The 15,075-nt window shown below is 71.0% G+C and carries 13 protein-coding genes and 1 pseudogene; 6 read left to right on the top strand and 8 right to left on the bottom strand.

All coding sequences use genetic code 11. The features are described 5' to 3' along the window. Positions 1–578, bottom strand: a 578-nt coding sequence (locus tag P409_RS10685; protein WP_034835318.1) for a YccS family putative transporter, incomplete at its 3' end; no start/stop codon positions are given. A 333-nt stretch (positions 579–911) separates the two neighbouring features. Here P409_RS10685 and P409_RS10680 point away from each other — a divergent pair. Further along, positions 912–1,922, top strand: coding sequence for an aldo/keto reductase (locus tag P409_RS10680; protein ID WP_034835316.1), 1,011 nt, complete (start codon positions 912–914; stop codon positions 1,920–1,922). Positions 1,923–2,205: 283 nt separating this feature from the next. Here P409_RS10680 and P409_RS10675 read toward each other — a convergent pair whose 3' ends face one another. From P409_RS10675 to P409_RS10665, 3 genes are all read right to left on the bottom strand, one after another. Further along, positions 2,206–3,894 carry an AMP-binding protein gene (locus tag P409_RS10675; RefSeq protein ID WP_034835314.1) on the bottom strand — a complete coding sequence of 563 codons (1,689 nt, stop codon included), beginning with the start codon at positions 3,892–3,894 and terminating at the stop codon, positions 2,206–2,208. A gap of 59 nt (positions 3,895–3,953) precedes the next feature. Continuing rightward, complete coding sequence (locus P409_RS10670) at positions 3,954–4,241, bottom strand: hypothetical protein (RefSeq protein ID WP_034835312.1); 288 nt, start codon at positions 4,239–4,241, stop codon at positions 3,954–3,956. A 174-nt stretch (positions 4,242–4,415) separates the two neighbouring features. Beyond that, the gene (locus P409_RS10665) at positions 4,416–4,883 is read right to left on the bottom strand and encodes a VOC family protein (RefSeq protein ID WP_034835310.1); all 468 of its coding nucleotides are present in this window, start codon (positions 4,881–4,883) and stop codon (positions 4,416–4,418) included. A gap of 285 nt (positions 4,884–5,168) precedes the next feature. Between P409_RS10665 and P409_RS10660 the strand changes: the two genes are divergently transcribed. The 5 genes from P409_RS10660 to P409_RS10640 all read left to right on the top strand — a co-directional run bounded on the left by P409_RS10660 (position 5,169) and on the right by P409_RS10640 (position 10,539). Then, positions 5,169–5,450: a hypothetical protein gene (locus P409_RS10660; protein WP_034835307.1), complete on the top strand. Its 282-nt coding sequence runs from the start codon at positions 5,169–5,171 to the stop codon at positions 5,448–5,450. A gap of 117 nt (positions 5,451–5,567) precedes the next feature. Next, on the top strand, positions 5,568–6,647 hold the full coding sequence (locus P409_RS10655) for a glycosyltransferase family 4 protein (RefSeq protein WP_034835305.1): 1,080 nt from the start codon (positions 5,568–5,570) through the stop codon (positions 6,645–6,647). Positions 6,648–6,676: 29 nt separating this feature from the next. Then, the gene (locus P409_RS10650; RefSeq protein WP_034835303.1) at positions 6,677–8,818 is read left to right on the top strand and encodes an amylo-alpha-1,6-glucosidase; all 2,142 of its coding nucleotides are present in this window, start codon (positions 6,677–6,679) and stop codon (positions 8,816–8,818) included. Positions 8,819–8,911: 93 nt separating this feature from the next. After that, a complete protein-coding gene (locus tag P409_RS10645; RefSeq protein WP_202964629.1) occupies positions 8,912–9,742 on the top strand; it encodes a phosphotransferase enzyme family protein in 831 nt (276 codons plus the stop codon). 77 nt (positions 9,743–9,819) lie between these two features. Then, entirely contained in the window at positions 9,820–10,539 is a 720-nt protein-coding gene (locus tag P409_RS10640) for a class I SAM-dependent methyltransferase (RefSeq protein WP_034835299.1), read from the top strand. 48 nt (positions 10,540–10,587) lie between these two features. Here the strand turns inward: P409_RS10640 and P409_RS10635 are convergent, their stop codons facing one another. The 4 genes and pseudogenes from P409_RS10635 to P409_RS10620 form a co-directional block, all read right to left on the bottom strand. Next, positions 10,588–11,697 (bottom strand): serine hydrolase domain-containing protein, encoded by a 1,110-nt coding sequence (locus P409_RS10635; RefSeq protein ID WP_034835297.1) that lies wholly within the window; start codon positions 11,695–11,697, stop codon positions 10,588–10,590. Between the two features lie 7 nt (positions 11,698–11,704). Beyond that, positions 11,705–13,294 carry an ABC transporter substrate-binding protein gene (locus P409_RS10630; RefSeq protein WP_034835295.1) on the bottom strand — a complete coding sequence of 530 codons (1,590 nt, stop codon included), beginning with the start codon at positions 13,292–13,294 and terminating at the stop codon, positions 11,705–11,707. 125 nt (positions 13,295–13,419) lie between these two features. Further along, positions 13,420–14,883, bottom strand: coding sequence for a M81 family metallopeptidase (locus P409_RS10625; RefSeq protein ID WP_034835293.1), 1,464 nt, complete (start codon positions 14,881–14,883; stop codon positions 13,420–13,422). Next, a pseudogene (locus P409_RS10620) lies at positions 14,880–15,075 on the bottom strand (FAD-binding oxidoreductase); the annotation flags it as partial. The pseudogene P409_RS10620 and the gene P409_RS10625, both read right to left, overlap by 4 nt.

Here is a 15,075-nt window from a genome sequence, read left to right as displayed (position 1 = left end):
TGCCGGGCCCAGGCCAGCGGCGCCGACCGGGAATCCAGCCGGGCCAGGCCCGCGGCCATGGCGGCCAGGCCGCGATAGGTCGCCGCCAGGGTGCTGCGGGCCGGCCGGAACGGATGGATGCGCCAGACCGACAGGGCCAGCAACATCGCCCACAGGCAGCCGGCCAGATGCGCGGCGGCGAACTCGGCCAGGCCGGCGGGGGAGGCGGCGGGGTGGTCGACGGCGGTGACGCAGACCACGGTGGCCAGCGTGCCGATCTGCCGCGCCGGCGCGCCATAGGCTCCGGCCATGGCGCCGATCAGGGCGCAGGGGAACACAGTGGCCGCAGCCCAGCCCCAGCCCTGCGACGCGGCCGTGGCGCCGGCGAGGACGAAGCCGGTGGACAGCAGGGCGAAGCCGGTCAGCGCCCGCAGCCGGTCCGTATTCGGCCCGCCGGGATCGGCCAGGCAGGTCCAGAAGGCGGCGATCGCCGCCCAGGCCAGGATCGGCGCCTGCAGCAGCCCGCCGACGGCGACCACCACGGCGCAGGAGGCGGCGGCGCGCAGGCCCTCGCCGAGGCTGAGGCCGCGCGGCGACACGGCGATGGCGGCACGGATCAGGGAAGGGCCCAGCGCTGTCGTCTCCAGTTCGGCGGCATGCCGCCCGTCGCGCTCCTCCCGTGTTTAATGGAACCAGGATAGCCTGTCCGCCGGCCGGTGGGCTGCGGCGACGAGACACGGCTGCGTTGCGATCGACGGGCAGCGCCGCGGCCTGGTTTCGGGCGATGATCGGGTTTCGAGAGTTCTATGCCGTCATTGCGAGCGCAGCGAAGCAATCCAGGGGCCGGTCGCGCCGGCCCCTGGATTGCTTTGTCGGCTTCGCCTCCTCGTAATGACGATAAGGGACCGGTGAGACAGTTGAGGAGAAGGCCAATGGACTACCGGAATCTCGGGCGCAGCGGGCTGAAGGTGTCGCCGCTGTGCCTCGGCACCATGATGTTCGGCGGCCCGACCGACGAGCCGACCGCGACCCGCATCACCGACCAGGCGCGGGAGGCGGGGATCAACTTCATCGACACCGCGGACGTCTATGCCGGCGGCCGGTCGGAGGAGATCGTCGGCCGGGCGATCGCGACGCATCGCTCCTGGTGGGTGCTGGCGACCAAGCTGGCCAACCCGACCGGCGACGGCCCGAACGACCGCGGCCTGTCGCGCCGCCGCGCCTTCGAGGCGGTCGATGCCAGCCTGCGCCGGCTGGGCACCGACGCGATCGACATCCTCTATCTGCACAAGGAGGATCCGGCGACGCCGCTGCAGGAGACGGTGTCGGCGCTGGCCGACCTGATCCGCCACGGCAAGATCCGCTATTTCGGCGTCTCCAACTACCGGTCCTGGCGGGTGGCGGAGATCTGCAGGCTGTGCGACCAGGCGGGGATCGAGCGGCCGGTGGTCAGCCAGCCCTATTACAACCTCCTGAACCGGATGCCGGAGACCGAGCACCTGGCCGCCTGCGCCTATTTCGGGCTCGGCGTCGTGCCCTACAGCCCGCTGGCCCGCGGCGTGCTGACCGGCAAGTACAAGCCCGGCTCGACACCGGGCGAGGACACCCGCGCCGGCCGACAGGACAAGCGCATCCTGGAGACGGAGTGGCGGCCGGAGAGCCTGGCGATCGCCGCCGAGCTGGCCGAGCATGCGCGCGGCCGCGGCATCACCCCGGGCCAGTTCGCCGTGGCCTGGCTCCTGAACAACCGCATCGTCACCGCGCCGATCGCCGGGCCGCGGACCGAGGCGCAATGGGCGGATTATGTGGGGGCGCTGGACTATGCCTTCACGGCGGAGGACGAGGCGCTGGTGAACCGCCTGGTCGTCACAGGCCACCCGTCGAGCCCGGGCTACAACGACCCGGCCTATCCGATCGAGGGCAGGGTGCCGCGGGCGGGGTAGGGGCTCCCGGTTCGGTTGGGCCGGGCAACCGGGATACGGCTTGCCAATGAACACACTCCCCCTCCCCCCGCGGGACGGGGTAGGGGGAGGGGGTGCCGATCGGAGGGGCCGGTGATGGTCTTCCGAAAGGCGGATGGCTGCGGTGTCTTACCCATTCGCGCGCCGACGCATTCGCGCGCCGACGCTTTCGCGCGCCGACGCTTTCGCGCGCCGACGCGCGCAGACCCCTCCCCCTACCCCCTCCCGCAAGGGGAGGGGGAGGATAAACGGCCAAGCCTAAGCCTTACGCTGTCCGATCTGCCCTGATCCCCAGTTCCTCCTCCATCGCCTCGCGCATGCGGAACTTCTGGATCTTGCCGGTCACGGTCATCGGGAAGGCGTCGACGAAGCGGATGTAGCGCGGGATCTTCTGGTGCGCGATCTGGCCGTCGCAGAAGCCACGCACCTCCTCCGCCGTCAGCGCCTCGCCCTCGCGGATGCGGATCCAGGCGCACAGCTCCTCGCCGTATTTCGGGTCGGGCACGCCGAACACCTGCACGTCCTGGATCTTCGGGTGACGGTACAGGAACTCCTCGACCTCGCGCGGATACACGTTCTCGCCGCCGCGGATCACCAGGTCCTTGATCCGGCCGACGATGTTGCAGAAGCCCTCGGCGTCCAGCACCGCCAGGTCGCCGGAATGCATCCAGCCGGCGGCATCCACCACCTCCGCCGTCTTGTCCGGCTGGCCCCAGTAGCCGCGCATCACCGAATAGCCGCGGGTGCACAGCTCGCCGCGCTCGCCGCGCCGCACGATCCGGCCCTCGGGGTCGACGATCTTGACCTCGAGATGCGGGTGGATCCGGCCGACGGTCGATACCCGCCGCTCCAGCGGGTCGTCGACCGCGCTCTGGAAGCTGACCGGGCTGGTCTCGGTCATGCCGTAGCAGATGGTGATCTCGCCGATGTTCATCTGGCTGGCCACCCGCTTCATCACCTCGATCGGGCAGGGGGAGCCGGCCATGATGCCGGTGCGCAGGCTGCCCAGGTCGAACTCAGCGAAGCGCGGATGGTCGAGCATGGCGATGAACATGGTCGGCACGCCGTAGAGGGCGGTGCAGCGCTCCTCCGCCGCCGTCGCCAGGGTGGCCAGCGGGTCGAAGCCCTCGCCGGGATAGACCATGGCGGCGCCGCAGGTGACGGCGGCCAGGTTGCCCATCACCATGCCGAAGCAATGGTACAGCGGCACCGGGATGCAGATCCGGTCCTGCTCGGTCAGCGCCTGGCCGCGGCCGACGAACAGGCCGTTGTTCAGGATGTTGTGATGGGTCAGCGTCACGCCCTTGGGCGACCCGGTGGTGCCGCTGGTGAACTGGATGTTGGCCGGGTCGTCGAATTGCAGCGTGCCGGCCAGCGCCGCCAGCCGCTCCCGCTCCGAAGCGCCGCCCAGGCCGGCGACGCTCTCGAAGGGGATGGTGCCGGGCGAGGCGCCGCCGATCTGGATCACGGCGCGCAGCGCCGGCAGCTTCGCGGCCTGCAGCCGCCCGGGCTCGGCCGTCGCCAGCTCCGGCGCCAAAGTGTTCAGCATGCCGAGATAGTCGCTGGTCTTGAACGCGGTGGCGGTGACCAGCGCCGCGCAGCCGACCAGGTTCAGCGCGTATTCCAGCTCGGCCAGGCGATAGGCGGGGTTGACCGTGACCAGGATCAGCCCGGCCTTGGCGGCGGCGAACTGGGTCAGCGCCCATTCCGCCCGGTTCAGCGACCAGATGCCGATGCGGTCGCCGGGCTGAAGGCCCAGGGCGAGAAGGCCGGCGGCGAAGGCGTCGGCGTGGCCGGCGAGCTCGCGCCAGCTCCAGCGCAGGCCCTGGGCCCGGTCGATCAGCGCCGGCCGGTGGGACCAGCGCGCGGCGGCGTGGTCCAGCGCCTGGCCGATGGTCTCGCCCAGCAGCGGCGCGTCGGCAGTGCCGCTGACATAGCTCGGTGCGCTGACCATGGCGTCCCCTCCCGATCTGCCTCCGTTTGCAGGCAGTCTAGCGGGTGCGCCGAAAACGGCTAGTCGATCCAGCCGCGCTCGTCATTGGCCGCGACCAGCGCCTTGTCGAAGGCGCGGAGGTCGAAGCGGCGGGCCTCGTCCTCCTCGGCCGGCGTCAGCGGGTCGGCGCGCCGCATCTCGGCCTCGGCCTCGGCGTCCAGCCCCTGGCGCAGCAGGTCGGTCGCGTGCTTCCAGTTCAGCCGCTGCCGCGGGCCGGGGCCCGAGCCGGTCTGCGCCCAGTCACGCAGGCCGATGCAGAGGGAGGTGAACAGCAGCAGGCCGGGATCGCCATTCGATTCCTGGCTCATGGGAACTCCAAGCGGTTCTGGTCGGGAAAGACCTGGCCCGGAGCCGCATGGAGGCAACCGGAGCCGCGGGCGGGACGGGCGTCCCAGCCGCGGCCCGGACTAAACCGGCCCGGCGCGGGCGTCAACGATCGATGACCGCAACGCTGCCGCCCGCCGTCCGTTCGTACCGTCCCGTCAGGCCCGGGCAGGCGCCGGGGAGGTGATCATCCAGGACACGCCGAAACGGTCGGCCACCATGCCGAAGCGGGAGGCGAAGAAGGCCGGGCCCATCGGCATCTGCACCTGGCCGCCCTCGGCCAGGGCGGCGAAGGCCGTCTCGGCCTCGGCGTCGGTCGGCAGCTCGAGCGCCAGGGAGACGCCCTTGAACTCCGCCTTGCCCTGGCACATGCCGTCGGAGACGAACACCATCGTGCCGCGGATGGTGACGCAGGCATGCATCACCTTCTCGGCCATCTCCGCCGTCACCGGGCCGCAGCCCTCCTGCGGCTGCGCGTCCGGCGGCGGGGGCGGGGCGTCCTTGAAGCGGAACAGCTGCTCGACCCTGGCGCCGAGCGTGCGGGTGTAGAATTCGAGCGCCTCGTCGCAGCGCCCGTCGAAGAACAGGTACGGCTTGATCGCCTGGGAAGCGGACTGGCCTTGCATGATGAGGTCTCCTGGGTGAAGCCGGACCGGCCGAACGACGCCGGTTCTGAGCCAAGGACGTAGGCCGACGGCTCACCCCGACATCGCGGCCGGAAATTTTTTCCGGCCGCTCCGGTGCGAAATTCATCACAGCCGCGGAACAAGATCACCCCCTCGCCGGTTGCCGACCCGTGGACCTCACCATCGAGCCACGCGGCGAGCCCCGACCCGGCGGTCGGGGCGGCGCGGCGAGGCCCGGCATCGCACGTCCCGGCAACGGGGCCTGACAGGGAAAGGACCAACTGCATGAGCCGATCCGCCTCGTCGATCAGCCTGCGCGTGCTCGCCGCCTACCGCTCCAGCCGCGAGGCCGGGGCGGATGAGTGGAGCGCCTGCGAGACGGCGCTGGAGGTCGTCCGCCGCGCCCATCCGGAAGCGTCGCCGGATTTCGCCAACACCGTCGTCGCCGACGTTTTGCGCGAGGCCTATCCGCCCAGCCGGGTCGCCCACCGGGGCCAGGTCGAATGGCCCGTGTCCGCGGCGCCCCGGCCGTCCGCCGGGAAGGGGAGGGCGGACGCGCGGCTCTAGCCGCGCACGGTCTCCTTCCGCCGTCCCGTCCACGCCGCCCGCAACGGGCCGCGCCGCACCGCATTCCGGTTGCGGCGATCGCTGTTCACCGCCGTTCCTCCATTGCCAGGCTTGACGATGAAAATCGCCCAGATCGCCCCGCTCTATGAAGCCGTGCCGCCCAGGCTGTACGGCGGGACGGAGCGGATCGTCGCCCATCTGTCCGACGCGCTCGTCGACCTCGGCCATGACGTCACCCTGTTCTCCAGCGCCGACGCGCACACCCGGGCCGGGCTGGTGCCGATGCGCGACCAGGCGTTCCGGCTGGACCCCACCCCGCTGAAATCCGACTACGCCGCGCATCTGACGATGCTGCACGAGGTGCGGCGGCGGGCGGCGGAGTTCGACATCCTCCATTTCCATGTCGACCTGATCCATTTCCCGCTGTTCGAGGACATCGCCCACCGCACCGTCACCACGCTGCATGGGCGGCTGGACCTGAAGGACCTGCCGGAGGTCTATCGCCGTTTTCCGGACTATCCGCTGGTCTCGATCTCGGACTCGCAGCGCGCGCCGCTGGCGGATGCCGGCTGGGTAGCCACGGTGCATCACGGCATGGCCGAGGACCTGTTCCGGCCGGCCGCGGCGCCGCGCGGCGACTACCTGGCCTTCCTGGGCCGGATCTCGCCGGAGAAGCGGCCGGACCGGGCGATCGAGATCGCCCGCCGCTCGGGCCGCAGGCTGCGCATCGCCGCCAAGGTCGACGGCGCCGACCGGGTCTATTTCAAGGAGACGATCGAGCCCTTGCTGTCCGACCCGCTGGTCGAGTTCATAGGCGAGATCGGCGATGCCGACAAGGCGGCGTTCCTGGGCAACGCCGCGGGCCTCCTGTTCCCGATCGACTGGCCCGAGCCCTTCGGCCTGGTGATGATCGAGGCGATGGCCTGCGGCACGCCGGTGGTGGCCTGGAACTGCGGCTCGGTGCCGGAGGTGGTCGACAGCGGCGAGACCGGCTTCATCGTCCGCTCGATGGACGAGGCGGTGGAGGCGGTCGCCCGCCTGCCGGAGCTGGATCGCGGCACGATCCGAAGCGCCTTCGAGCGGCGCTTCTCCAGCCGGGTGATGGCCGAGCGCTATCTCGATCTGTACGGCCGCCTGGCCGGCGACGGCGGTGTGGCCCCGGCGCTGAGGGTTCCGACCCTGGTGGCGGCGGAATGAGCCGGCCTGAGCTGATTCCGGCAGAGCCAGTGCCGGAGACTCCGCCGCCGCCCGACCTCTCGGCCCGGCGCGTGCCGCTGCGCATGTATTCGCTGAAGCATGGCGACACCTTCCTGGTGGCCGACGCGCTCGGCAACATTGCCGGCGAGGATGACGGGCTGTTCCACAACGACACCCGCATCCTGTCCCGCTCCGTCATCCTGCTCGGCGGCCGGCTGCCGTCGCTGCTGGGGGCGGGGCTGAGCCAGGACAATGCCGTCTTCACCAGCCATGCCACCAACCGGACGCCGTCGCCGCTGGGCGATGAGGGACTGCCCGAGGGCGCGATCCATCTGCAGCGGTCGATGCTGCTGTGGGACGGCCGGCTGTACCAACAGGTCCGGGTCGAGAATTTCGGCCAAAGCGAGGTCCAGGTCCCGGTCGCGATCCATTTCGGCGCCGATTTCCGCGACATGTTCGAGGTGCGCGGCGCCACAAGGCTGCGGCGCGGCCGGCTGGCGGCGCCGGAGGTCGGCGGCGACACGGTGATGCTGGGCTATACCGGCCTCGACAAGGTCGGCCGCCGGGCGGTGATCCGCTTCTCCGAGACGCCGCAGCGCCTCGATGGCGGCACCGCCGAGTTCCGGTTCCAGCTGCCGGGCCATGGCGCGGTCGACCTCTATGTCGAGGTCGGGCCGGACGAGGCGGGGGAGGCGCCGGGCCGGGCCCGATTCCGCCGGGCCTGCGCCCGGGCGCGCCGGCGGATGCGGACCCTGTCGCGCCACGGCACGGTGCTGCGCAGCTCCGGCCGCCTGTTCAACGACTGGGTCGACAAGTCGCGCGCCGACCTGTCGCTGCTGGTCACCGAGCTGTCGACCGGGCCGTACCCCTATGCCGGCATCCCCTGGTTCTCCACCACCTTCGGCCGCGACGCGATCATCACCGCGCTGCAGACGCTGTGGCTGAGCCCGGCGCTGGCGCAGGGCGTGCTGCGCTTCCTCGCGTCCCGCCAGGCGCGGGAGGAGTCGGCCTTCAAGGACGCCCAGCCCGGCAAGATCATGCATGAGGCGCGGCGCGGCGAGATGGTCGCGCTGGGCGAACTCCCCTTCGCCGAATATTACGGCGGCGTCGACACCACACCGCTCTTCGTCATGCTGGCCGGCGCCTATGCCAGCCGCACCGGCGACATGGCGCTGATCGACGAGCTGTGGCCGGCGCTGCTGCGCGCCATCGCCTGGGTCGAGCAGCGGTGCGACGGCAACAGCGGCGGCTTCCTCGATTATGCCCGCAGCTCGGAGAAGGGCCTGTCCAACCAGGGCTGGAAGGACAGCCACGATTCCGTATTCCACGCCGATGGCCGATTCCCGGACGGGCCGATCGCGCTGGTCGAGGTGCAGGGCTATGCCTTCGCCGCCCTTCGCACCATGGGCGACTTCGCGGCGCAGCGCGGGCTGGACGATGAGGCAACGCGGTGGCGGGTGCGGGCGGAGGCGCTGCGCGTCGCGGTCGAGGACCGGTTCTGGATGGAGGATCAGGGCTTCTACGCCCTGGCGCTGGACGGCCATGGCGAGCCGTGCCGGGTGCGCGCCTCCAACGCCGGCCATCTGCTGTATTGCGGCCTGCCGGTGCCGGACCGGGCGGCCAGCGTCACGCGCCACCTGCTGGACACGCCGTTCAACTCGGGCTGGGGCATACGGACGCTGGCCCGCGGCGAGGCCAACTTCAACCCGATGTCCTATCACAACGGCTCGGTCTGGCCGCATGACGGGGCGCTCTGCGCCGCCGGCCTGGCCCGCTACGGCGAGCGCGACGGCGTGGTCCGGCTGCTCAGCGGGCTGTTCGAGACCGCAGTGAACTTCGACATGCGGCTGCCGGAGCTGTTCTGCGGCTTCCCGCGGGTGCGCGGCGAGAAGCCGATCGCCTATCCGGTCGCCTGCCTGCCGCAGGCCTGGGCCTCGGGCGCGGTGTTCATGATGCTGCAGGGCTGTCTCGGCATCCGGGTCGACGGGCTGCGCAGCCGCATCACCGTCGACCGCCCGCGGCTGCCGATCGGCATCGAGAGCCTGACGGTCGAGGCGCTGGCGGTCGGGCCGCACCGGGTGACGCTGGGCTTCCAGCGCATCGGCGACCGGGTGGTGGTCTCGCCGCAGGGCTTCCGGCCGCCGGAGATCGACATCATCATCCGGATGTGAGGCCGGCCCGCGCGGAGTAACCCTCACCCGAGTCGGTGCAGACGGAGCCTTCCCTTGCAGGCAGCTGAGGTTTCGCGTGCGGTGGCCGCGGCCATGTCGATCGCCTCGGCGCTTGGCCTGACGGTCGACGATGCGGTCGTTCTGCAGAATTCGAACAAGCTCGCCGTGCGCCTGCTGCCTTGCGACGTCCTGGCTCGGGTGGCGCCCCTGGCGCAGCAGGTGGCGCGGTTCGAAATCGAGCTTGCCCAACGGCTTGCCGAGACAGGGAGTCCAGTGGCTGCGCTCGAGCCGCGCGCGGCGCCGCGCGCCTATGAGCGAGACGGCTTCGTGGTGACGCTGTGGACCTACTACGCGTCTGTGGCGGCTCACGGGGTGACGCCGGCCGACTACGCGAAGGCGCTCAGGCGGCTGCATGCCGGCATGCGCAAGCTCGACATCGCCACGCCGCATTTCACGGATCGGGTCGCGGACGCTCAGCAGCTGGTGGCGAACCGTGACCGAACTCCGACGCTCGCCGACGCGGACCGCGAGCTTCTCGGCAGCACGCTCAGCAGCCTGAGACGAACGATCGCCGGCCGCAGCGCCACGGAGCAGTTGCTGCACGGCGAGCCGCACCCGGGCAATGTTCTCGGCACGAAGGATGGGCCGCTGCTCATCGACCTGGAGACGTGCTGCCGCGGGCCGGTCGAATTCGATCTCGCCCATGTGCCCGAAGAGGTCGCCGAGTTCTATCCGGACGTCGATAAAGACCTGCTCGGCGAGTGCCGCGCCCTCGTTCTCGCGATGGTCGCGGCGTGGCGATGGGGTGCAAGCGACCAGTTCCCGAACGGGCGACGAGTGGGCCACGAACTCCTCAGGACCATACGCCAGGGGCCGCCGTGGCCGGCGCTCGATGTCGTGATGCGGCGGCTGGCTGCTCCGTAGGAGATCGGGGTTTCCGCCTGACGCGGCTGCCGCCCGCCGGTAGAGTGCGGCGCGCATCAGGGAGGAGGGGCTTCGACATGGACAATGGCTGGGACGAATCGGCGGGCGCCTGGATCGCCGATATGGGCGACCACGGCGACTTCACGCGGCGCTTCGTGCTCGACCCGGTGATGATCGACCGGGTGGCAGGGCGTGGCTTCGCCACGGCGCTCGATGTCGGCTGCGGCGAGGGCCGGTTCTGCCGCATGCTGCGCGGCCACGGCATCCGGCCGGTCGGCCTCGACCCGACCGCGGCGCTGCTGCAGCGGGCGCGCGAGCTGGATCCCGAGGGCGACTATCGCGAAGGCCGGGCCGAGCGGCTGCCCTTCGACGCCGGCGCCTTCGACCTGGTGGTCAGCTACCTGACGCTGATCGACATCCCCGACCTCGACGCCGCGGCGGCGGAGATGGCGCGGGTGCTGCGACCGGGCGGCACGCTGCTGATCGCCAACCTGTCCAGCTTCGCCACCGCCGCCGGCGAGCAGGCGCATTGGGTCCGCGACGATGCCGGCCGGCCGCTGCATTTCCCGGTCGACCGCTATCTGGATGAGCGGATGTACTGGACCAGCTGGCGCGGCATCCGCATCCACAACTGGCACCGTCCGCTCGGCCGCTACATGGCGGCGCTGCTGGGGCAGGGGCTGGTGCTGACCCATTTCGCCGAGCCGCAGGCCACGGCCGGCGCTGATCCGGACACGGCGGCGCGGCACCGGCGCGCGCCCTACTGCTATGTCATGGAGTGGCGGAAGCCGGGCTGAACGCCGCCGTCAGAGACGGCCACGCCAGGTGCATTTCCAAACGCTCTCTCAGGTCAGCGCCGCCTCCAGGATCCGGTCGAACGCCTCGTGCAGGCCGGAGGCCTGGAAGCTCAGCCGGTTGCCGGATCCGGTGTTGGTCAGCAGCACGGCGCTGGTGCCGCTGTCGCGATGGTGCTGCATCACCGAGACGTAGCCGGGGATGCTGCCCTGGTGACCGAAGGTCTGGCGGCCGGCATAGGCCGACAGGAACAGCCCGGCCCCCGTCTCCCGCATCCGGGTTCCGGGGAAGCCGACCGGCCAGCGGTCATCGGCCATCTGCGCCAGCCATTCGGCTTCGAACAGGCCGCCGCCGAACAGCCCGTCCAGGAACAGCGCCATGTCCCGCGGCGTCGACACCATGTCGCCGGCGGCATAGGCGCCGGTGAACGGGAACAGCGTGGTGGAGTCCTGCAGTTCATCCGCATAGGGCAGGATCCCGTCCAGGGCCCACATCTCCCCGCCCTGCGCCAGCGACAGGGCAGGGCCCGCCGGCGGCGGGCGGTGATAGTAGCCCCGCGCCAACCGCTCCTCCGGGAAGGCCTCGCCGGCGGCGCAGAAGCTGTCGGCCAGCCCGAGCGGCCGCAGCACCTCATGGCGGACCTGGCCGGCCAGGCTGTCGCCGGTCGCGGCCTCGATCACCATTCCGGCCAGGACGTAGCCGGTGTTGCTGTAGCTGGCGACGCGGCGCGGCTCGTCCTGCGGCCGCACCCGGAACGCCAGCTCGACGATCTCTCGCGGCGTCCAGTGGCGGCCGGGCGTCATCGGCATGTCGAACTCGAACTCCGGCAGGCCGCTGCGGTGGTTGACCAGATCGCGCACGCGGATCCGGTCGCCCTTCGGCAGGTCCGGAAGCCAGCGCGCCGCCGGGTCGTCCAGCCGCAGCGTGCCCGCCCGGGCCAGCCGCATCAGCGTGGCGGCGACGAAGGTCTTGGTGCAGCTGCCGTTCTTGAACAGATGCGCCGGGCCGACCGGGATGCCCTGCTCGCGGTCGGCCAGGCCGGCCGTGGCGGTGACGGGGACGCCGCCGCGCGCCGTCACCGCGGCGGAGGCCCCGACGATACCCTTGGCCACGAAGGCATCGAGGATGCGCTGCAGCCGTGCCTGCAGATCTCCAGCCATCGCTGCGTCACTCCGCCAGGTCGAGCTTGGCGAAGCTCTGGCGCCCGAACGGGTCGAGCACATAGTTCAGCACGCCCTTGCGGATCGGCATCGAGACGATCGAGCTGGCGATCGGCACCAGCGGCACCTGCTCCTCGACGATGTGCTGGGCCTTGACGTACAGCTCCGTCCGCTTGGCCTGGTCGGTGCTGGCCCGCGCCTGGTTCAGCAGGTCGTCGAACGGCTTGTCGCACCACTTCATGCGGTTCTGGTCGCTGCAGGCCAGGACGAAGGTCAGGGTGTTGTCCGGGTCGCCATTGTCGCTGGTGCCGCCCAGCAGCAGGGCGTCGTGCTCGCCCGCCTGGGTGCGGGTGAGATAGGCACCCCATTCCATGCTGACGATCTCGGCCTTCACCCCGATCGCGGCCCAGTCGGCCTGGATCATCTCGGCCATGCGGCGGGCGTCGGGGTTGTAGGGGCGCGACACCGGCATGGCCCAGAGCGACAGGGAGAAGCCATTTGGGTATCCGGCCTCGGCCAGCAGCGCCTTGGCGGCCTTGGGGTCGTAGGGATAGCCCTTGAGGTCCTTCGCCGCGCCCCATTCGACCGGCGACAGCGCGGAGTTCACCAGCGTGCCGGCCCCCTGGTACACGGCGTCGACGATCGCCGGGCGGTTGATCGCCATGGCCAAGGCGCGCCGCACGCGGACATCGCCCAGCGGCGTCTTCGCGATGTTGAAGCCGAGATAGCCGAGATTGTCGCCCGGCCGCTGCAGCACCTCGATATTCGGGTCCTGCTTCAGCTGCGGCACCGCCGTGGCCAGGGGCTGGGTTGTGATCTGACATTCCCCGGCCTGCAGCTTGGACACGCGCACGGTCGCGTCCGGCGTGATGTCGAACACCAGATTGTCGATCGGCGGCTTGCCGTCCCAGTAATGCGGGTTGGCCTTGAAGCGGATGCGGGAATCCGGGTCATAGGCCTGCAGCACGAAGGGGCCGGTGCCGACCGGCGTCTGGTCCAGCACCTCGGGCGTGCCCTTGGCGACCATCGCCTGCGCCATCTCCAGCGACTGGATCGATGCGAAGTCGAGGGCGACGGTCGCCAGGAAGGTGGCGTTCGGCGCCTTCAGGGTGAAGCGCACGGTCAGGTCGTCGACCCTGTCGATCGACTGCAGCATCGGCCCCAGGCCCAGCGCCTCGAAATACTGATAGCCGGAGCCGCCGAGGGCGTGGAACGGGTTGTCGGCCCGCCATTGCCGGTCGAAGGAGTAGACGACGTCGTCGGCAGTCAGCGGCCGGGTCGGGGTGAAGGCGGCATTCGGCTCAAACGCCACGCCCGGCCGCAGATGGAAGGTGTAGGTGCGGCCGTCATCCGACACCTCCCACCGCTCGGCCAGCGACGGCTCGACCTCGGTGGTGCCGGGCTTGAACCGGACCAGCCGGTCATAGATCGTCCGCGCCACCGCATCCATGGTGGAATCGGCGCTGGCGAACATCGGGTTGAAGCTCTCGGGGCTGGCCTCCGAGCAGTAGACCAGCGTCTTCGCCGCGGCCGGCGCGGCCCCTGCCGACATCGCCAGTGCGGCCGCGGCGGCCAGCCGCAGCGTCAGCTTCGCCATCATGCTCTCCCTGCTTGCGCGTCGCCGCCGCCCCGGTATCGGGCTCACGGCAGATTTTTCTTAAACGCTAATTTTTTGAACTCTGAGAGATCCGGATTTCCCCTGTCAAGCGATCGCCGGGCGCGTCAGGCGAAGGGATCCTCGACCCGCGGCCAGAAGGGCAGGCGGCGCTTGGTGTAGGGGATGTCGCCGTAGCTGGGCGGGATGGCGCCCGGCGTGGTGACGTAGCGGATCTCGGCCGCGATCGGGGCGAAGCCGGCATGGAAATGCTGGGTCGACTTCACCACGACGATCGCCTTGCGCGCCGGGTCGATGCCGAAGGCGGTGAAGGCGTCGGGGGCGAAGGTCTGGCTGCGCAGCGTCACCAGCACCAGGTCGACCTCGTTCGCCGCCTGCACCCAGACGCCGCGGCCCAGCGGCGCCCAGTCCTCGCTCAGCCCGGTCTGGTGCAGCTCCGACAGCACCCGCTTGACCGTGACCCGCAGGTCGACCGGGTCGCCCGAGGCCGGACCGCATTTGCCGCCGATGCGCAGGTCGAAGGTGGCCCCTTCGCCGGCCTCCTCGCACAGCGCCACAGCCTGCGGGTCCCAGTAGCAGCCGCTGACCACGTTGCCGATGCCGCGGTCGATGATCCGGCGCAGGATGAAGGTGCTGTCGCCGGGCGCGCCGCCGCCGGCATTGTCGGCGACATCGGCCAGCACCACCGGGCCGCGCGGCGCCGCCAGCGCATGGTCCAGCGCCTCGTCCACCGTGTCGTGCGGCGTCGCCGTGGCGTGGCGCAGGTCCCAGATCTCACGGCTCAGATCCTCGGCCAGACGCTGCGCCCGGTCGCGGTCGCCATCGGCCACCACCAGCATGCGCGCGCCGACATCCTCGACATCGCCCCAGGGGAAGCCGTGGCCGAAGGTGACCGACAGGATGCCGTCGCGCCCCTCCAGCGCCTGCATGCGGTCGACGAAGCCGCGCATCGGCTCCACCGGGGTGCGCCACATGCCGATCATGCGGCAGTCATGCAGCGCCATCACCGGCCGGATCTCGCCGCGCTTCGCGCGCAGGCACAGCGCGTACAGCTCTTCCGCCCGCGGCTCCATGTCGGTGTGCGGGTATTCCTTGAAGCCGATGATCGCGGTGCAGGCCTCGATCATCCGGTCGGTCAGGTGGCAGTGCAGGTCCAGCTCCATCCCGATCGGCACGCCCGGGCCGACGATGGCGCGCACCCGCGCCGCGGTGTCGCCCTCGCAGTCGTCATAGCCGTCGGCCACCATGGCGCCGTGCATCAGCAGCAGCACCACGTCGACCGGCCCGGCCCGGCGCAGGTCGTCCAGAATGTCGTCGCGCAGGCTTTCGTAGAGCGACCGGATGGTGGTGCCGGCCGGCTGGGCAATGGCGGTGACGCTCTCGACCACCTCGTGCCCGTCGCGTTCGGCCAGGCGGCGCCAGGTCTTCTGGCAGATCGTCTCGGCCGCCGTGTCGTCCAGGCTGGCGTCGCGCCGCCGGTAGGTCTCCGGCGAATAGAAGCTCGCGGCGCCGGTCGGCAGCGGCGAGAAGGTGTTGGTCTCGGTGATCAGGGCGGCGATGAAGATCTTCACGGTTGCGCCTCCTTCGGGTCGGGACCGGTCCGGAACCGGCCGGGGGCAAGGGCGGCGGCGGTGACGCCCAGCCGCGCCAGATCCTCGGGCACCGGGTCGCCGCGCAGCAGCGCCGCGCCCAGCCGGGCCATGGCCGGCGCGGTCTGGAAGCCGTAGCCGCCCTGGCCGGCGCACCAGAAGAAGCCCGGCGCC

Origin of the sequence: Inquilinus limosus MP06 (assembly GCF_000767795.1) — a bacterium.
In the GTDB taxonomy this organism is placed as follows: domain Bacteria; phylum Pseudomonadota; class Alphaproteobacteria; order DSM-16000; family Inquilinaceae; genus Inquilinus; species Inquilinus limosus_E.
The sequence above is the reverse complement of the archived record's forward strand: the minus strand, read 5'-3'. Positions and strand labels throughout refer to the sequence as shown.